The organism is Limnochorda sp. (genome assembly GCF_047459355.1).
GTDB lineage: Bacteria > Bacillota > Limnochordia > Limnochordales > Limnochordaceae > Limnochorda.
Genome location: NZ_VSCV01000012.1, coordinates 13938 through 31377, shown reverse-complemented (window position 1 = coordinate 31377; position 17440 = coordinate 13938). Strand labels below are relative to the sequence as shown.

17 protein-coding genes and 1 tRNA gene are annotated in these 17440 nt (G+C 70.8%); 8 read left to right on the top strand and 10 right to left on the bottom strand.

The window, feature by feature from the left end; translation table 11 throughout:
• The first annotated feature begins 98 nt into the window (after window positions 1-98).
• Window positions 99-1652: a tetratricopeptide repeat protein gene (locus tag FWJ67_RS06070; RefSeq protein WP_304171874.1), complete on the top strand. Its 1554-nt coding sequence runs from the start codon at window positions 99-101 to the stop codon at window positions 1650-1652.
• A gap of 61 nt (window positions 1653-1713) precedes the next feature.
• Window positions 1714-2748 carry a glycosyltransferase family 4 protein gene (locus tag FWJ67_RS06065; RefSeq protein WP_304171876.1) on the top strand — a complete coding sequence of 345 codons (1035 nt, stop codon included), beginning with the start codon at window positions 1714-1716 and terminating at the stop codon, window positions 2746-2748.
• Between the two features lie 30 nt (window positions 2749-2778).
• Here FWJ67_RS06065 and FWJ67_RS06060 read toward each other — a convergent pair whose 3' ends face one another.
• A complete protein-coding gene (locus tag FWJ67_RS06060; RefSeq protein WP_304171878.1) occupies window positions 2779-3363 on the bottom strand; it encodes a CPBP family intramembrane glutamic endopeptidase in 585 nt (194 codons plus the stop codon).
• Window positions 3364-3513: 150 nt separating this feature from the next.
• Between FWJ67_RS06060 and FWJ67_RS06055 the strand changes: the two genes are divergently transcribed.
• Window positions 3514-4572, top strand: a complete 1059-nt coding sequence (locus FWJ67_RS06055) for a GNAT family N-acetyltransferase (protein ID WP_414482217.1) — start codon at window positions 3514-3516, stop codon at window positions 4570-4572.
• 6 nt (window positions 4573-4578) lie between these two features.
• Here the strand turns inward: FWJ67_RS06055 and FWJ67_RS06050 are convergent, their stop codons facing one another.
• The 8 genes from FWJ67_RS06050 to FWJ67_RS06015 form a co-directional block, all read right to left on the bottom strand.
• Window positions 4579-4878, bottom strand: coding sequence for a FeoA family protein (locus tag FWJ67_RS06050; RefSeq protein ID WP_304171882.1), 300 nt, complete (start codon window positions 4876-4878; stop codon window positions 4579-4581).
• A 215-nt stretch (window positions 4879-5093) separates the two neighbouring features.
• The gene (locus FWJ67_RS06045; RefSeq protein ID WP_304171884.1) at window positions 5094-6557 is read right to left on the bottom strand and encodes a ferrous iron transporter B; all 1464 of its coding nucleotides are present in this window, start codon (window positions 6555-6557) and stop codon (window positions 5094-5096) included.
• A complete protein-coding gene (locus tag FWJ67_RS06040) occupies window positions 6526-7200 on the bottom strand; it encodes a FeoB small GTPase domain-containing protein (protein WP_304171886.1) in 675 nt (224 codons plus the stop codon). The genes FWJ67_RS06045 and FWJ67_RS06040 overlap by 32 nt, the downstream gene beginning before the upstream one ends.
• A 175-nt stretch (window positions 7201-7375) precedes the next feature.
• A tRNA-Cys gene (locus tag FWJ67_RS06035) sits at window positions 7376-7449 on the bottom strand.
• Window positions 7450-7536: 87 nt separating this feature from the next.
• The gene (locus tag FWJ67_RS06030) at window positions 7537-8001 is read right to left on the bottom strand and encodes a peroxiredoxin (protein WP_304171888.1); all 465 of its coding nucleotides are present in this window, start codon (window positions 7999-8001) and stop codon (window positions 7537-7539) included.
• A gap of 107 nt (window positions 8002-8108) precedes the next feature.
• A complete protein-coding gene (pruA, locus tag FWJ67_RS06025) occupies window positions 8109-9656 on the bottom strand; it encodes an L-glutamate gamma-semialdehyde dehydrogenase (protein WP_304171890.1) in 1548 nt (515 codons plus the stop codon).
• Between the two features lie 57 nt (window positions 9657-9713).
• Complete coding sequence (locus FWJ67_RS06020) at window positions 9714-10169, bottom strand: peroxiredoxin (RefSeq protein WP_304171892.1); 456 nt, start codon at window positions 10167-10169, stop codon at window positions 9714-9716.
• A 130-nt stretch (window positions 10170-10299) separates the two neighbouring features.
• Entirely contained in the window at window positions 10300-10944 is a 645-nt protein-coding gene (locus tag FWJ67_RS06015; protein ID WP_304171894.1) for a YczE/YyaS/YitT family protein, read from the bottom strand.
• 294 nt (window positions 10945-11238) lie between these two features.
• Here FWJ67_RS06015 and FWJ67_RS06010 point away from each other — a divergent pair, with 294 nt between their 5' ends.
• From FWJ67_RS06010 to FWJ67_RS05990, 5 genes are all read left to right on the top strand, one after another.
• Complete coding sequence (locus FWJ67_RS06010) at window positions 11239-11733, top strand: hypothetical protein (RefSeq protein WP_304171896.1); 495 nt, start codon at window positions 11239-11241, stop codon at window positions 11731-11733.
• Between the two features lie 63 nt (window positions 11734-11796).
• The gene (locus tag FWJ67_RS06005; protein ID WP_304171898.1) at window positions 11797-12816 is read left to right on the top strand and encodes a 3'-5' exoribonuclease YhaM family protein; all 1020 of its coding nucleotides are present in this window, start codon (window positions 11797-11799) and stop codon (window positions 12814-12816) included.
• Window positions 12817-12950: 134 nt separating this feature from the next.
• Complete coding sequence (locus FWJ67_RS06000; RefSeq protein WP_304171900.1) at window positions 12951-13910, top strand: cation diffusion facilitator family transporter; 960 nt, start codon at window positions 12951-12953, stop codon at window positions 13908-13910.
• Between the two features lie 54 nt (window positions 13911-13964).
• On the top strand, window positions 13965-15326 hold the full coding sequence (gene eis, locus FWJ67_RS05995; RefSeq protein WP_414482218.1) for an enhanced intracellular survival protein Eis: 1362 nt from the start codon (window positions 13965-13967) through the stop codon (window positions 15324-15326).
• Window positions 15327-15339: 13 nt separating this feature from the next.
• Window positions 15340-15942 carry a cysteine hydrolase family protein gene (locus FWJ67_RS05990; protein WP_304171904.1) on the top strand — a complete coding sequence of 201 codons (603 nt, stop codon included), beginning with the start codon at window positions 15340-15342 and terminating at the stop codon, window positions 15940-15942.
• Window positions 15943-15957: 15 nt separating this feature from the next.
• Here the strand turns inward: FWJ67_RS05990 and hemG are convergent, their stop codons facing one another.
• Complete coding sequence (gene hemG, locus FWJ67_RS05985; RefSeq protein WP_304171906.1) at window positions 15958-17433, bottom strand: protoporphyrinogen oxidase; 1476 nt, start codon at window positions 17431-17433, stop codon at window positions 15958-15960.
• Window positions 17434-17440 lie beyond the last annotated feature (7 nt).

Here is a 17440-nt window from a genome sequence, read left to right as displayed (position 1 = left end):
CCCCCGGTCGTTGAGGAGGAGTTCGTGCCCCGGCGGGCGGGACCCTCCCGAGAGGGGAATGCTGCCTCTTATGGAAAAGGGTGACGGGAGGGAGACCCGTGAGCGTCGAGGAGCTGGACCTGGCCGCCCGGGAAGCCATGGATCGGGGGGAGCCGGAGGAGGCGGAGCGCCTGCTCCGGGAGGCCCTCACCCTCGATCCCGAGGCCCATCCCGTCCGGGTGAATCTGGCTGCCTGCCTGGGCCTGCAAAACCGCCTGGACGAGGCGGAAGCCGAGCTGCGCGCCGTCCTCCAGGCCGATCCCACCTACCTCTTCCCCCGGGCCCTGCTGGCCACCCTTCTGGCCCGCGCTGGGCGGGAGGAGGAGGCCCAGGCCGAAGCCACCCGCGCCCTGAGCCTGGCCCTCCAGGAGCCTCCCGCCCCCGAGGCGGCCGAGCAACTGGCGAGCGCGCTGGCCCTCCTGGACGATGACCGGGGGCTCCGCCAGCTGGCCGCCGTCCTGGAGCCCCTGGCTGGGGAGCTGGGTCCCGAGACCCTCCTCGCCTTCACCCTGGCCAGCCGCCGGGCGGGCGGGGCGGCGAGCCCCTTCGAAAGGGCCCTGCAGCGTCACCCGGCGGCAGCGTACGAGCCCTTCGCCACCGACCTGGCCCTCCTCGCCCAAGGGCGGGTGGAGGGGCTCGTCCACCTCCAGCGCCGGCTCCTGGCCGCTGAGCTCCTGGACGAGGCGGACCGCCTGGCCCACGGCGGCCGGCTACCCGAGGCGGAAGCGCGGTACCAGCGGATTCTGGCCCTCGTCCCCCAGGCGGTGGCCGCCCGGATCAACCTCTCCAACCTCTACCGCTCCGTGGGCCGCCTGGCCGACGCCCAGAGGCTCTTGGAAGAGGCGGCCCGTCTCGATGACCACCCTGCGGTGCAGCTCAACCTGGCGGGGGTGCTGGTGGAACGGGGGGAGCTGGCGGAGGCCGAGGGGCTCTTGGACCGGCTGGATCCCCAGGCCCTCCCGCCCCGTCTCCACGTCCTCTTCCACCTGGTCCGGGCCGAAGCCCGCAGCCGGGCGGGCGACCACACCGGCGCCCTGGCGGCTTGGGAGGAGGCGGCCCGCCTGGCCCCCGATGCGGCCGAGGTCCAGCGAACCCGGCGGGAGCTGGACCGGCGGCGGGAAGAGTTTGAGCTCCTCCAGTTCCTCCGATTCTACCAGGACCGCCGCCGGGAGCGGCTGGAGCGGGCCATCGTCCGGGCCCACGACCTCCCCGCGCCCCCAGTGCGGGAGTGCCTCCGGGTCCTGACCGCCGACAACCTCCGGGCCGTCTGGAAGGCCTACCGCACCGACCGCCCGCCCGAGCGCCGGGCGGAGGTGGTCCGCCTGCTGGCCGAGACGGTGGTCCAGCGGCTCCCTGAGACTCTGGCCAGCCTAGGCGAGGCGGAACAGGCGGTCTTGCAGGAGGTGGCCCGGACAGGCGGCCGCCTTCCCTTGGACGAGCTGGCCCAGCGGCACCCCACCTTCCGGCAGGACTCCTGGTTCTGGGACCGGATGGCCCCCGAAGGCCCCGTGGGCCGCCTCCGGTTCCTCCAGCTCCTGGGCTTCGGCCGCCTCCACCCCCAGGAGGAGCCCGTCGCCTTCCTCCCCTGGGAGGTTGCCACGGCCCTCTCGTAGGGCGGTCTTGGACAGGCGCCGTCCCTGCACCCGTGGTATGGTACCTTTGAGGTGATGGTTGATGCGCATCGCGCTCCTCGCGCCAGTGACCTGGCGGACGCCGCCCCGCCGGTACGGACCCTGGGAGCAGGTGGCCTCCCATTTGGCCGAGGGCCTGGTGGCCCGGGGCCACGACGTGACCCTCTTCGCCACCGGTGACTCGGTGACCCAGGCCCGGCTCGAGTGGGTGGTGCCCCGCCCTCTAGGCGAGGCGCCCGTGGAGGATCCCGATCTGGAACAGGCCCTCCACATCGTCCATGCCTTCCGGCACGCGGGCCGGTTCGACCTGATCCACAACCACCTCAACTGGCCGCCGCTCCTCTTCGCGGAGCTGGTGGAGACACCGGTGGTGACCACCCTCCACGGGGCGGCCATGCTGGAGCCGGCCGCCCGGCGGGCCTTCTTGCGCTTCGCCCAAAGGCCCTATGTGGCCATCAGCCAGGCCGAACGGGAGGCGGTGCCGGAGCTCAACTACGTGGCCACCGTCCCCAACGGCATCCAGCTGGACCAGTTCACCTTCCAGGACCGGCCGGGGGCGTACCTCCTCTTTCTGGCCCGGATGCACCCGGCCAAGGGGCCGGACCTGGCCATCGAGGTGGCCCGCCGGACGGGCCGGCCGCTGGTGATGGCGGCCCACATCCCGCCCGATCAGCAGGCATACTTTGAGCGGGAGATCCGGCCCAAGATCGACGGCGAGCAGATCCGCTTCGTCGGCGAGGCCGATCCAGCGGCCCGGGACCGGCTCATGGGGGGCGCGCTGGCCCTCCTCCACCTGGTGCGGGAGCCGGAACCCTTCGGCCTCACCCTGGCCGAGGCCCAGGCGTGCGGCACGCCGGTCATCGGCCTGGACCGGGGGTCCGTGCGGGAGGTGGTCGCCCACGGAGAGACGGGCTTCGTGGTCTCCACCCTGGACGAAGCCTGCGCCGCCGTCGACCAGGTGGCGAGCCTGGAGCGGGCCGCGTGCCGCCGCCGGGTGGAGCGGCACTTCACCGTGGACCGGATGGTGGAAGGGTACCTGGACGCCTACGAGCGGGTTCTGAGCGGGGTTGGGGGCTAGGGCGGGCCCGGGGGCGCGCCCGGCCCGGAGCTACCCCGCGAGCCGCGCCAGGAAAAGCAGGAGCAGGCCGAAGGCCGCCGTGTCCAGCAGGCTGCCTTCGGGCCCATCGGCGCCCCCGGAGAGGAGCCGGGGCCCTCGGGGCTGGCAGGTGATCAGGGTGGGAAAGTGGAAGAGGCTCCGCCGCTCCAGCCCGTAGAGGGGATAGCCTAGCACGGGCCACTGCATCACATTCCAACCCACATGGAGGCCGACGGCCAGCCCGAGGCCCCCCGTCAGGAGTCGGGCGGCCCCGAAGGCGGCCCCGGCCAAGGCGGCGTTGAAGATTGTGAGGGGGCGGACCCGGTTGCCCAGGTGCAGCAGCCCGAAGACCGCCGAGGTGACCACCAGGGTGCCCGTCGCGCCCACCCGGGGCAGGAGGAGGTCGAAGAGCCAGCCCCGGAAGAGCCATTCCTCCAAGGCGCTGACCGCCACCAGGATCGCCAGGTTGGTCCACCCCACGCGCCCGCCCGCCCGTTCGCCGGGCCCCACCACCACCCAGCCGCCCGCCCGCTGGACCAGGTGGACCAGGAGCATCAGGCCCATGCCCCCGGCCAGCCCCACGAGAAAGAGCCTCACCCGTCTCCGCCTCCCCTCAGCTTGTCCCGCCTCTCCTTCCCTGCCCGCAGTAAGCCCTCCTGCCGCTCCTTTCCGGAAGGGACGGGGAGGGTTCCGTCGAAAGAATGGCCCTACTCTTGCGCTCTGGAGGTCGCCCTGGAGGTGGCGCGGGTGCCCCTTCGAACCTTTGCCCGGCAGGAACTGATGGAAGGCCTCCTCCCCTTCCTGCTCCAGGTGTACACTGAGGCTTTCTCCCAGCCGCCCTACCGGGGGGTGGACCCCGCGGCCTTTGCCGACATCCTCCTCCGCCACGCGGACGGCCCCACCTTCCTCGGCCTGGTGGCCGAGGAGGGCGGCCAGGTGGTCGGATTCGCCTACGGGTACACGGGGGAACCGGGCGGGTGGTGGTACGATCGGGTGCGGGCCGGCCTGCCCGGGGAGACGGCCCAGACCTGGCTGGACCGTCCCTTCGAGTTGGCGGAGCTGGCCGTTGCCCCGCACGCCCAGGGGCGGGGTCTGGGCGCCCAGCTCCACGACCAGCTCCTCGCCCTGGCCAGCCGGCGCCACCGCCGGGCCGTCCTCTCCACCTTGGAGGCGGAAAGCCGGGCCATGCACCTCTACCGCCGGCGGGGCTGGCAGGTGCTGGCCCCCCGCTTCCGCTTCATGCCCGGCCCCACCTACCGGATCTTGGGCCGACGCCTGGCGCCCATCACCCCCGCGGAGGCGGCCCGCTGCCAGATCCGTCCCGCCACCTTCACCGATGTGGAGGCGATCCGGGCCATCGCCTGGGCCACCTGGACCGAAACCTACCGGGGCCTCATGGCGCCCAAGACCCAGGCGACCATTCTGGAGCGCTGGTACAGCCCCGAGGCCATCGAGGCCGCGCTGGGCCAGGGGGACCAGGTCTTTTTGGTGGCCGAGGAGGCGGGCGCGCCGTGCGGCTTCCTCCAGATGAGGCTGGTGGGCCCGGCGATGGCCGAGCTCTCCCGGATCTACATCCTGCCCACCTACCAGCGGGCGGGCCTGGGCGACCGCCTCTTCCACCAGGGCCTGGAGCTTCTGCGGGCCCGCCATCGGGTGAGGGCCGTCGAGCTGACGGTGGAGGCGGCCAACGGCCCCGCCCAAGCCTTCTACGAGAAGCACGGTTTCCGGAAACTGGGGCAGGCGACGGTCTCCCTCGCACCCGGGGAACCGCTGGCCACCTTCCGCTACCGCTTGGAGCTCACCTGACGGAGCCTAGCCCCGCCTCCACCACCGGCACCGCCGGCGGCCGCCCCGGCCCGGGCGGGAACCGGGGCCGAGCGGGGCCACCTCCACCAGCTGGGCCAGCTCCCGATCGAGGGCCACCGTGGTGGACCCCATCCGGACCACGGGCAAGGGCTGGGCCTGCACCAGGGAGAGCTCCACCCCCGGCAGGATGCCCATAGCCAGCAGCTTGGCCAGCGCGCCTTCCCGCGCCGTCACCTGGACCACCTGAGCCCGCTCCCCTTCCGCCAGCCGGCTCAGAGTGATCCGGGTCTTTTGCCGACCGTCCACCACCCTGTCACCGCCTTTTCCCGTCCACCCAGCCCGCTCCCGCTGAGGCTGTGGGGGCGCGGGCTGCTCGAACCCGCAATTGGGGCACCGCACCAGGCCGCACCGGGGGATCAACCCGCCCAGGGGACAGGCCCGGCAGACGGGCGACCCGTCGTCCGGATGGAAAGCGGCCCCACAGAGGGCGCAGCGGATCGGCTCCTGCGTCGTCGGTTGGATCAGAACACGCCCCCTACCCAGGTGATGGCGTGGTGGAGACTCCAGCCGGTGCCGAAGGCGACGAGGAGGACCACCCCCGTGATGGTGAGAGCCACCCGCGGCCCCCGCTCTTTCCACATCACCCCGAATTGGGCGATGCAGGGGAGGAAGAGGGTCAGGGTGACCGCGGCCACCACCAGCTGGGCCGGGGCCAAAAGCCCGGCGTCGGCCAGGTCGTAGAGGCCGGCGGCGCCGTAATCCCGCCGGAAGAAGCCGTAGAGGAAGATGACGGCCGCCTCAGCCGGGAGCCCCATGGCAGCCAGCACCGGCTCCAACGCGCCCGTCAGCAGCTCGAAGAGGCCCGTCAGGCGCCCCAGCCAGATGAGGACGCTGGCCAGGAGGAAGATGGGCAGGACCTCCAGGAAGTACCACTGCATCCGGGCGGCGGTCTTCACCAGCACGTTCTTCCCACGGGGCCAGCGCATGGGGGGAATGTGGCTGAAGAAGAGGGGCGGCTCCCCCGGCATGAGCCGGGCCGCGAGGAACCCGGCGGTGAGGAAGACCAGGGCCACCACCCCACCCCAGAGGACGAGCCCCCAGGGGAGCTGAGCCAGGAGGGCCATGGTCACCCCCAGCTGGGCTGAGCAGGGGATCCCCAGGGCCAGGAGGAAGGTGGCGATCACCCGCTCCCGCCGGGTCTCGAGGGTGCGGGTGACCACCGTGGCCATGGTGCCGCATCCCACTCCAAGCACCATGGGGATGACCGCCCGCCCCGACAGGCCCAGCCGCTTGCAGAGCCGGTCCAGGAGGAGGGCAAGGCGGGGGAGGTAGCCCGAATCCTCCAGAATGGAGAAGAACAGGAAGAAGGCCCCCACGATGGGCAGGACGATGGCGACGGCGTACCGCAGCCCCAGGGTGATGAGGCCGTAGTCGAAGGCGAAGAGCTCCTGCAGCCAGGGCCAGGGGATGAGCTCGGCCACCGCGGCGTTGACCCGAGGCGTCAGCCAGTTCTCAAAGAGGGTCTCCTCCAGCCAGTCCACCACCGTGCCGGCGGCGAAGAGGCCGACGAACTGGTAGAGGGCATAGAGCACCCCCGCCACCATGAGGAGCCCCACCCAAGGGTGCATGGCCCAGCGGCCCAGCCGCTCGCCCAAGGTGTCGTCCCGGGCCGCCCGCTCCTGGACCACCGCCGCGGCCACGCGCTGGGACCAGCGGTAGCGTTCCGCCGCCACCGCCAGGGCCACCGGCTGGCCCAGCTCCGCCTCCAGAGCCTGGGCGAGTTCCCGGGACCGTCGGACCACCTCCGGCTGGCGGGCCCCGACCCGCTGGACCGTCGCCTCATCCCCCTGCAGGAGCAAGAGCGCGATGCTCCGGGGCGCGAGGCCGTACCCGCCGTCGAGGGCCTGGGCCACCTCCTCGACAGCCTCTTCCAGAGGCTGGGTGTAGCGGAGTTCAAATGGCAGACTCAAGGAGCGAGCGCCCACCGTGGGCCACCTCCTGCTTCAATTGGTCGACGCCCTGGCCGGTGGCGGCCACGGTGGCGACCACCGGGATCCCCAAACGGGCTGACAGGGCGTCCACATCCACAGAAAGGCCCAGACGCTCGCACTCGTCCATCATGTTGAGCACCAAGATGACCGGGAAGCCCGCCTCCAGCAGCTGGAAGGTGAGGGGCAGCATCCGGTCCAGGGCGGCGGCCTCCACCACGTGGAGGATCAGGTCGGGCCGCTCCTCCACCAGGAGCCGGCGGGTCACCCGCTCCTCTTCGGTGACGGGCAAGAAGGAGTAGAAGCCGGGCGTGTCGATGACCTCCACCGTCTCGCCCTCCACGACTCCCTCCCCCCGGGTCACCTCCACGGTGGTGCCGGGGTAGTTGGAGACGGTCGCGTACGCCCCGGTCAGGTGGTTGAAGAGGGCGCTCTTTCCCACGTTGGGGCTTCCCACCAGGGCGACCCGGCGCGCGCCGGCCGGGGCCTGCCGGGCCCCCACCGCCCCGGGGCAGCCGCAGGACGTCCCCCCGCAGGCGCCCCCACCCTCCCGGCGTCCCCACCGAGCCCACCGGAGCCGAGCCCAGGGCCTGGGGCGGCCCGCCTCCTCACGCAACCGGGAGTCGTTACGATTACGCATCTTCTGACACCTTCTCCCGCCGGGCCTAGCGACTGATTTTCAATGTCATGGTAGACCTGCGAAAGGCCGGTGTCAACGGACCTCGCCAAAGCAGAAGGTTTCAGAAGCCAGCCATCGGACCCAATCCGGAAAAGGAGGGAGATCCAATAAAGAAGGAGGGACCCAAAAAGAAAAGAGGCGGCGCCGGGAGTCGAACCACGGGATCACGGCCTTGCAGGGCCGCTGCCTTAACCGCTTGGCTACGCCGCCTCGAAAGGGTCCCCAGAAGGACCGGGGACCCTCGTTATTCTACTCAATCTCCGCCATCAAGGGAAGGGGACGGCACCAGCGGACGGCTCAGGCCAACACCCGGAGGGTGGCCTGGATCGCCTCCAGGTCGGGGAGGTTGGTGGGCACGTCAGAGACCCACTTGTAGCGGATGACCCCCTCCCGGTCGATGACGAAAGCGGCCCGCTTGGCTACCCCCTTCAGCCCGGCCAGCTCCTCGTAGTAGGCCCCGTAGGCGGGGGCGACCTCCTTGTTGAAGTCGGACAAGAGGGGGAAGGTGAGCTGCTCCGCCTCCGCAAAGGCCTTCAGGGTGTAGGGGCTGTCCACGCTGATGGCCAGCACCTGGGCGTCCAGTTCCTGGAACTGGCTCAGCCCATCCCGCACCCCGCAGAGCTCCTCGGTGCAGACGGGGCTGAAGGCAAAGGGAAAGAAGAGGAGGACCACGTTCTTCCCCCGGTAATCGCTGAGGCTCACCTGCTCGGGCCCCGTCGCCTTCAGGGTGAACCCGGGGGCCTGGGTACCAACCTCCGCCATGGGGCACTCCTCCTTCGACGGTCGATCCGCGGCTCCCCGGAGCCCGCCGGCTCCGGGGAGCGCGTCCGTGACATTATAGCCATGTCCTTCGGGCTGAAGAAGATTGCCTAGAGACGTTCGGAAACCACCTTGGTCTGGAGGAAGTTCAGCAGGTACTCAGGGCTGCCCGTCTTGGCGTCGGTCCCCGACAGGTTGAAGCCGCCGAAGGGGTGGACCCCCACCAGCGAGCCCGTGCACTTCCGGTTGAAGTAGAGGTTGCCCACGTGGAACTCCCGGCGGGCCCGCTCCAACCGGGCCCGATCCCGGGAGTAGACGGAGCCCGTCAGGCCGTAGACGGTGTCGTTGGCGATCCTCAGCGCCTCGTCGAAGTCTTTGGCCCGGATGCAAGCCAGGACCGGGCCGAAGATCTCCTCCTGCGCGATGCGGGCCCGAGACGGCACATCGGCGAAGATGGTCGGCTCGATGTAGTAGCCCCGCGGATCGCCCGGCCGGCCGCCGGTGAGCAACCGGCCCTCCCCCTTGCCGATCTCGATGAAGTTCAGGATCTTCTCGTAGGCGGCTTGGTCAATGACAGCAGCCATTTGGCTCTCGTAGGCCTCGGCCGGGCCCACCCGGAGGGCCTGGGTCCGCTGGACGATCCGCTCCAACATCTCGTCATAGACGGCCTCCACCAAGATGGCCCGGGAACACGCCGAACATTTCTGACCCTGGTAGCCAAAAGCCGAGGCGACGATGCCGTCCGCGGCCGCATCCAGGTCGGCCGTCTCGTCCACGATGATGGCGTCCTTGCCGCCCATCTCGGCCACCACCCGCTTGATCCAGATCTGGCCTTCCTGGGGCTTGGCCGCCAGCTCGTTGATCCTCAGGCCCACCTCCATGGAGCCGGTAAAGCTGATGAACCGGGTGCGGGGATGGGCGACCAGGAAGTCGCCGATCTCGCTGCCGCTCCCTGGGACGAAGTTGATCACCCCCGGCGGCAGGCCGGCTTCAGCCATCACTTCCATGAACTTGGCGCCGATGACGGGGGTGGCGCTGGCCGGCTTGAGCACCACCGTGTTGCCGGCGGCCACGGGTCCGGCCGCCATGCCGGTCAGGATCGCCAGGGGGAAGTTCCACGGCGGGATGACCACCCCGGCGCCCAAGGGGATGGAGAACGCCTCGTTGGCCTCGCCGGGGAAGGGGACCAGCGGGTGGGGCTGGGCCAGCCGGATCGCCTCCCGGCCGTAGTACTCCAGGAAGTCGATGGCCTCGTTGACGTCGCCCACGGCCTCATCCCAGGTCTTGGCCGCCTCCAGCACCACCCAGGCGACCAGCTCCAGCTTCCGCCGGCGCATGATGGCCGCGGCCTTGAAGAGGACGCTGGCCCGGGCCTGGGCTGGCAGCCCGCTCCAGGCGGGGAAGGCAGCCCAGGCCGCTTCCAAAGCCTGCTCCGCCTCCCGGCGGGAAGCTTTGGCCACCTGACCCACCACCTCCGAGGTCTCCGACGGGTTGATGGACCGGAGGCGTTCCTGGGTCCAGATGGGTTGGCCACCGATGATGAGCGGGTACTCCCGGCCCAGCTCTCCCCGGACCCGGGTGATGGCCGCTTCCATGGCCTGGCGCGCCTCGGGCACGGAGAAGTCGATCATGGGCTCGTTTTGAAAGTTGGGTACCACGGCACCTCTCCCCTGTCTTGGTGGTCCCCAACCCCGTTCCGGCGGTGGCCTATGGGCTCAGACCAGCTCTTGGAGTGCTTCCAGGACTTGGTCCACGTGGCCCGGAACCTTGACGTTTTCAAAGATTTTCCGGACGATCCCGTCGCCGTCGACGACCAGGGTGGTCCGCCGGGCCGACGTCCCCCGCTCGTTCAACACCCCCAGGCGGGTGCAGATGCTCTTGTCGGCATCGCTGATCAAGGGGAACTGGATCCCCTGGCGCTCGGCAAAGCGCTGGTGGGAGCGGACCGAATCCACGCTGCAGCCGACCACCTGGGCGTTGAACCGCTCGAAGTCGTCCAGGCGCGCCTGGAAGTTGACCGCTTCCCGGGTGCAGCCGGGGGTGGAGTCCTTGGGGTAGAAGTAGAGCACCAGCGGACGCCCGCGGAATTGGGCCAGATCGATGGGACCAAGCTGGGTCTCCCCCGAGATGGGCGGAAGGGGTTCCCCTTCCCGCACGCGCACATAGGCCATACGCCAAGCCTCCTTGGGGACTGAAAGCTCTCGCACCGCCCCGGGGCCGCCCCCGCGGGGCCCGGGCCCGTGCGGTTCGGCGCGGCGAAAGCGGGCCTCCCGCCCGCTTCCCTGCTTTGAGACCCCTATACTATTGCTTTCTTTCTGGCATCGATACTTCCTGCCAGGGCGGACCGGGCGGGGTCGACGAGCGGGCCGGCCGGCGCTCGTCCAGCGCGCCCCGGCCCAGAAGACGGAAGAAGAGATCGGTAAAGGGGCCGGTGGCCAGCGCGGCCACCACCGTCCCGGCACCCAAGGGCCCGCCCAGGACCCATCCCAAGACCGCCACGGTCACCTCAATGGCCACCCGGACCTGGCCGGAGCTGAAGCCCGTCCGCTGGCTGAGGACCAGCATCAGCCCGTCCCGGGCACCCGCGCCCAGCCCCGTGCGCAGGTAGAGGACCGTGCCGAGCGCGAGGACCACCACCCCGCCTGCGAGGTACCCCAGACCCCAGAGGAGGCCGGAGGGCGGCGGAATCAGGCCAAGGTAGGTGTAAAGGTCGATGAAGACGCCCACCAGGATGGCGTTGAGGAGGGTGCCGATGCGGATGGTCCAGCCACCGCCCAGGGCCCAGGTGGCCCCCACCACCGTCAGGCTGACCAGGATGCTGACGGTGCCCAGGGAGAGGCCCAACTGGTGCGCCAGGCCCAGATGGAAGACGTCCCAGGCCGCCGCGCCCCAAGGATTCCGGACCACCAGCAGGATGCCGGCCGAAAGAATGGCCAGGCCGGCCAAGAACGAGAGGAACCGGCGCCACCCCGGCCACCACCTGGCGGCGATCCAGCTCCGGTGAGACGCTCTCGAAGCAAAGGAGGCACACATAAAGGCATGATACGATCTGGACAGGCCAACTGTCCAGAGGCCCAAGACACGCTCGCAGCCCGAGTTTGCTCAGTCTTTTTGCAGGATGTCCCGCGATCTATTTTGAAAAGGGAATGAGAAGTGCCCGGAGTATGTTTTGAGCGCAGGCTGAGTGGGATCGGGTCAAGACGGGGGCTGTCGGGCTCCGTCATGAAAGGGTGAGAACCCGTGGGTGACCCAGCGAAGGAGACCTATGAACAGATCGGCCGGCAGATGGCTGAGGCGCTCAGCCTCTTCTTGGGCGCGTTGGCCCAGCAGGTGCACCAGTCCCCGGTTGCCGCTGACCCCGAACCGGTGCAGCCCCTGCGCGCCCGGCTGGATGCTCTCGAAGAACGGCTGAAGCGGCTGGAGGACCGCCTACTCAGCCAGCCCGGCGCCCCGTTGCCGGAGGCGGGCGGGGAGGGCCCCGGGGCGGCGGGTGCGCGCCAGGGCCGCCCGGCCAAGGCCCGGAAGGCGCCCCGGCGCCGCCGGATGCCCAAGGAGGAGGTTCGGGCCAGGGCCTTGGAGGCGGGCCGGCAGCTGGCCGCCCAGGGCAAGCTGGTCAACCTCACCACCGTGGCCAACGCAGCCGGGCTCAACTATGGCCAGGTGACCTACGCTTTCCAGCGAAAGGAGAACCTCCTGCGGGAGCTGGGCCTGCTGGAGCCGGCGCCGGAGAGCTAGCCGGGTCGGAGTGCCTTGGAACGGGAGCGTCTTCAGCGAGCCGTCCCCCAGGGGAGGTTCATCATGTACAAGCGGCGCTTCGTTGCGGACCTGGAGCCCGGTGAGCGGGTCGGGGATCTTTTTGTCGCCACGGAGAAGGAGCTGGCCCGCACCCAGTCGGGCAAGGTCTACCTGCGCCTCGCTCTTTCCGATCGGACGGGCCGCCTGCCCGCGGTCGCCTGGGAGGACGCGGAGGCCATCTACCAGCGCTTCGAGGACGGATCGGTGGTCCACGTGGAGGGGGAGGTGACCACCTACCGGGGCCAAACCCAGCTGACGGTCTTCCACCTCCGGCCAGCCCGGCCCGAGGAGGTGGAAGAGGAGGCCTACCTGCCCGTCTCCCGGTACCCCTTGGAGGCGATGGCGGCAGAGCTGGATGAGGTGGTCGCCTCCGTTCAGGACCCGTGGCTGCAGGCCCTCCTCCAGCGGTTCTTCGGCCCCGACTCGCCCACCCGTGCCCAGTTTCTCCGCCAGACGGCGGCCACCGGCGTCCACCACGCCTACCTGGGCGGCCTCCTCGAGCACGTCCTGGAGATGGTCCGGATCGCCCGGACCCTGGCCGCCCTCCACCCCGAGTACGTGAACGAGGACCTGATCGTCTCCGCCGTCCTCTTGCACGACATCGGCAAGCTGGACGAGTACACCCTGGAGGCCATGACCTTCCGCCAGACGGACCTGGGGCGGCTCTACGGCCACCTCTACCTGGGGGCCCGTCGGGTGGAGGAGGCGATCGCCGAGATTGAGGGCTTCCCCCCCGCCCTGGCCCAGGAGCTGATCCACTGCATCCTGAGCCACCACGGGCTCCTGGAGCACGGGGCCGTCGCCCTGCCCCAGACCCTCAACGCCCAGATCGTCCACTACGCCGACCTGGTCAGCGCACGGCTCAACCAGTTCCGCCAGCTCCTGGAAGGCCGGGGCCGGCGGGAGGCCCACGAGGCCTGGACGGAGTTCGATCGGCTCCTCGGGCTGCGGGCCTACCGGGGCTTCCTGAACCAAGAGCCCTCGGGCGGGCCGGGCGAGATCAACGGGCTCGGGAGGCTGTGAGAGGCCCCCGCAGGGTTGGGAAGGGTCAGCCCCTTTCCGGCGGTGGGAAAAGAGCGTACACTGGAGATGGACGGGCGGGTCGGTGCTCCGCCTCAGGGGCCGAAAGATCCGCGTCCAGCCGAAGGAGGGCGTCTGTGGCACCCGAAAGAGCCAGCGGGCACCATCACCACCAGCACCACCATCCCCTCCACGGGGCGGCCCACCACCAGAACCGGCGGGCCCTCCGGTGGAGCCTCTCGATCACCCTCACCTTCATGGGTGTGGAGGTGGTGGGTGGGTGGCTGGCCAACAGCCTCGCCCTCCTGTCGGATGCAGCCCACATGGCCAGCGATGCCGCCGCCTTGGGCTTGAGTCTTTTCGCGTTCTGGTTTGCCCGTCGGCCAGCCCCGGCCGACAAGACCTACGGCTACCACCGGACGGAGGTCCTGGCCGCCCTGGCCAACGCCGCGGGGCTCCTGGTCCTGGCCGGCCTGATCCTCCACGAGGCGTACGAGCGGCTCCTCGCCCCGCCGGACGTGGCCGGGCCCCTGATGCTGGTCGTCGCCGTTCTGGGGCTGGTGGCCAACGCCGCCAGCGCCTGGATGCTCCACCGCGGCGACATCCACGGTAATCTGAACCTGCGGGGCGCTTTCCTCCATGTGGTGGGCGACCTGGCAGGCTCGGTCGGGGCCATCCTCGCCGCGGCCATCATCGCCCTCACCGGGTGGACCGTGGTGGACCCCCTGATGAGCGGCCTGATCGCCCTCCTGATCATCGTTTCGGGCTGGCGACTCCTGCGGGACAGCCTCAACGTGCTCATGGAAGGGGCCCCGGACCATCTCTCCGCCGCGGAGGTGGAGGCCGCCCTCTTGGAACAGCCCGGGGTGGCTGGTATCCATGATCTCCACATTTGGACCATCACCTCTGGCTTCCCGGCCCTTTCCTGCCACGTGGTGATGGAGCCGGGGGCCAGCCCCCACAGGGTGCTCCACCATGTGCGGACCATGCTGGAGGAGCGCTTCGGGCTCCACCACGTCACCATCCAGGTGGAGAGCGAGCAGCAGGTCGATTGGGCGTGCGCCCTCTGCAACCGGTCGGTGGCCCAGGAGTCCTAGGCTTCAGCCCGAGCCTCTGAGGGCGGGCTGGCTCAGCTGGTCGGAGGGATGAGCATGGAGGCTGTCGTCCGGCGTCTGACGCGCGCGGATCTTCCCCAGTACGCGGCCCTCTCTGCGTTCGCCTTCCAGGTGGATGAGCAGGCCCAGCGAGGCGCGCTGCGCCTGCTGCCCCCGGTGGCCTTGGGGGCCTTTACCCCCGACGGCGACCGGCTCCTGGCCGCTCTCCGGATCTGGCCCTTTCTCGCCTACTTCCAGGGACGCCCTGTGCCCACGGGGGGCGTCGCCTCGGTGGCCAGCTGGCCCGAGGTTCGGCGCCAGGGGCTGGTGGGCCGGTTGATCCGGGAGAGCTTGGAGCTGATGCGGGCCGAAGGGCAGGCGGTCTCCGCCCTCTACCCCTTCTCCTATCCCTTCTACCGGCGGTACGGCTGGGACCTGGCCTTCACCCAGACCCTCTACCAGATCCCCATGGGGGAGCTGGACGCCTTCCGCCGCCCGCCCGGCGGCCACTTCCGGCCGGCCGAACCCGACGATCTCCCCGCCCTCGACGCCCTCTACCGGCGCTTCGTCCGGCGGTGGAACGGGCCCCTCCTCCGGGAGAGCAGCTGGTGGCAGCAGCGGGTGCTCAACCACCCGGGCCGGCCCGCCCCGGGCATCGGCGCCCGCCGGACCGTCCTGTGGGAGGATGACCACCGCCTGCGGGCCTACGTGGTCTACGGGTTCCAGTCGCCCGATCCCCAGGTCCCGGCCGCGGAGCAGCGCCTGCTCCGGGTCTACGACTGGGCCGTGGAAGACGGCGGGGCCTTTCGGGCCCTCCTCTCCTTCTTGGTTCAGCACGACTCCATGGCCGCCACGCTAATCCTCCCGGCGCCTTCCGACTGGGATTTTTTGCCGCTCTTGGTCAACCTCCGGGTGGAGGTTCAAAAGAAGGCGGGCGCCATGTTGCGGATCATCGACATGGACCGCTTTCTCCAGCAGGTGGTGCCGCCCCGGCCCCCGGTGGCCCCGTTCGGTGACGATGGGAGCCCCCTGCCGGAGGCCGTTGAGCTGGAGGTGGAGGACGAGCTGGCACCCTGGAACCGGGGGCGCTGGCTCCTCCCCTTGGGGCCTGGCCCCGCCCAAGCCCTCCCGCCGGACGAGCCAGGGCCCTCTGGCCGGGGCCGGCCCCGGCTGGCGGGGTCGATCCAGGTCTGGTCCCAGGTGCTGAGCGGGTACCTGCCCGCGCTGCAGGCCTGGCACCTGGGCCTCCTCACCCTGGTCGATCCCGAGGCGGCGGATCCGGCCAACCCGGAACCGGGCACCGACCCGTCGGACGATCCCATGGGCGTCGACGGACCCCTCCGGCGGCGCGAGCGGCTCTTGCGGGCCTTCGACCGGCGGCTGGGCTTGCGCGCCACCTACCTGCCCGATTTCTTCTGAAGGAGGTACCGCCATGCAGGTGGAGGTTCCCGAGTACACCCTGGCCGACGAGGTCCTGCTGGACCCTTCCACCACCGCGCTGATCGTGGTGGACATGCAGCGAGACTTTGTGGAGCCGGACGGGAAGCTGTACGTGCCCGACGCCCAGGGGACGGTCCCCGTCATCCGGGACCTGTTGGAACGGGCTCGGGCGGCCGGCGCTTTCCGGGTCTTCACCCAGGACAGCCACGGATCCGAAGATCCCGAGTTCAGCATCTGGGGCGAGCACGCGGTGGAGGGCACACCGGGCTGGGAGATCATTGATGAGCTGAAGCCCCAGGCCGGCGAGTACGTGGTCCGCAAGCTCCGCTACGACGCCTTCTACGGCACCTCTCTGGAGCACCAGCTGCGGGTGCGGAACATCGAGACGGTCATCGTCTGCGGCACCGTGGCCAACATCTGCGTTCACTACACGGCCGCGTCCGCCGCCCTCCGGTGGTTCAAGGTGGTCCTCCCCGTCGACGGGATCTCGGCCCTGCACCCCTTCGATCTCCAGGCCTCCATCCGCCAGACCGCCTCCCTCTTCAACGGGATCGTCACCCGGGGCTCGGCCATCCAGTTCGGGCAGCCGCGGTGACGGGCCGGTTCCTGCTCACCGGTCGGCTGTCGATGGGGAGGGCAAGGGGCGGCCCGCCTCCCGGTCCAGCTCCGCCAGCACCTGGCGGGCGGCCTGGAGGCCGCTTTCGATGCAGGCGGGGAGCCCCACGCCCCGGTAAGGGGCACCGGCCAGGGCCAGCCGAGGGAGCCGCCCCAAGGCGGCCTCCAGCCGGTCCATCCGCTCCAGGTGGCCGACGGTGTACTGGTGCATCCCTTGGGGCCAGCGGAAGACCCGGGCGAAAAGGGGGGGCGCGGTGACGCCCAGCATGGCCCGCAGCTCCTCCCGGGCCGCGGCCACCAGATCCTCGTCGTCGGCCTCCACCAGCCGGGGCTGCTGGACCCCCCCGACGAAGCAGCGGATCAGCTCCACGTCCTCCTCAGGCTGGGGCCGGGGCCACTTGCGGGAGAGGTAGGTCGCTCCCATGATCTTCCGACCCTCCACCGCCGGCACGAGAAAACCCGACCCCTGCAAGGGCCGCGGGAAGGCGTCCCGGCGGAAGGCCAGGGTGATGGTGGCGGTGGAGACCTGGGGGACGCTGGCCACCAGGTCCGCGGCCGCCGGATCCAGGGGGCGGAGGAGCCGGGCCGCCTCGGCCGCCGGGGTGGCCAGGATCACCCCGCGGGCGGTGAGGCTGTCGCCCCCCGCCAAGAGGAGCCGGTACCCGTCGGCCTCGCGGTCCACCCGCTCCACCCGGGTCCCCACCCGCACCGTGCCCGGCGGGAGGGTGTCGGCCATGGCTTGGACCAGCTGGCCCAGGCCCCCCCGGAAGCTCATGAAGAAGGTCCGGCGGGGCCCCGGCTCCCGCTCCGGGCGCGGGCGCCGCCGGCGGCGGTTCTGCCGCCTGAGGACGAAGGCGGCCCGGACCAGGCCGCCGTACGCCTGCTCCAGCTCGACGAACCGGGGGAAGCTGGCCCGGACGCTCATGGTCGCCGGATCTCCGGCATGGATGCCCGCCACCAGGGGCTCGGCCAGGCGCTCCAGGGCCTCCCGGCCCAGGCGCCGGACCACGAAGGCCTCCAGGCTCTCGTCGGCCTCGCCCCAGCGGGGCGGGATGACCGCGTCCAAGGCCATGCGCAGCTTGCCCCGCCAGGAGAAGAGCCTCGAGGTGACCACAGGGAGGAGGCGGGTGGGCACCAGGTTGAGGAGCCCCGGCGGGAGGGGATGGAGCCTGCCCCGGGACCAGATGAAGGAGCCGCTGCTCCCTTGGGGCAAGAGTTCCGCCTCCAAACCCAGGCGGCGGGCCATCTCCAAGACCCCCGGCTTGGAGGTGACGAAGCTGTCGGGCCCGCCTTCAAGCAGGTAGCCCTGCTCCCAGACCGTGAGCACCTTGCCCCCCACCTGGGGCGAGGCCTCCAAGAGCGCCACCCGCCAGGGGGAAGGCCTCCCCGCCTGCCCCTGGACCGCCTCCAGGGCGGCCGCGAGACCGGCGACGCCCCCGCCCACCACGGCCAGATCCACCTGCTGTGCCACCACACCG

Bases quoted from the DNA above. Each gene is read 5' to 3' on its own strand.
- FWJ67_RS06020 (WP_304171892.1), bottom strand. From the start codon at position 10,169: ATGGCCTATGTGCGCGTGCGGGAAGGGGAACCCCTTCCGCCCATCTCG.
- eis (WP_414482218.1), top strand. From the start codon at position 13,965: ATGGAGGCTGTCGTCCGGCGTCTGACGCGCGCGGATCTTCCCCAGTAC.
- FWJ67_RS06030 (WP_304171888.1), bottom strand. From the start codon at position 8,001: ATGGCGGAGGTTGGTACCCAGGCCCCCGGGTTCACCCTGAAGGCGACG.
- FWJ67_RS05990 (WP_304171904.1), top strand. From the start codon at position 15,340: ATGCAGGTGGAGGTTCCCGAGTACACCCTGGCCGACGAGGTCCTGCTG.
- FWJ67_RS06040 (WP_304171886.1), bottom strand. From the start codon at position 7,200: ATGCGTAATCGTAACGACTCCCGGTTGCGTGAGGAGGCGGGCCGCCCC.
- FWJ67_RS06065 (WP_304171876.1), top strand. From the start codon at position 1,714: ATGCGCATCGCGCTCCTCGCGCCAGTGACCTGGCGGACGCCGCCCCGC.
- FWJ67_RS06005 (WP_304171898.1), top strand. From the start codon at position 11,797: ATGTACAAGCGGCGCTTCGTTGCGGACCTGGAGCCCGGTGAGCGGGTC.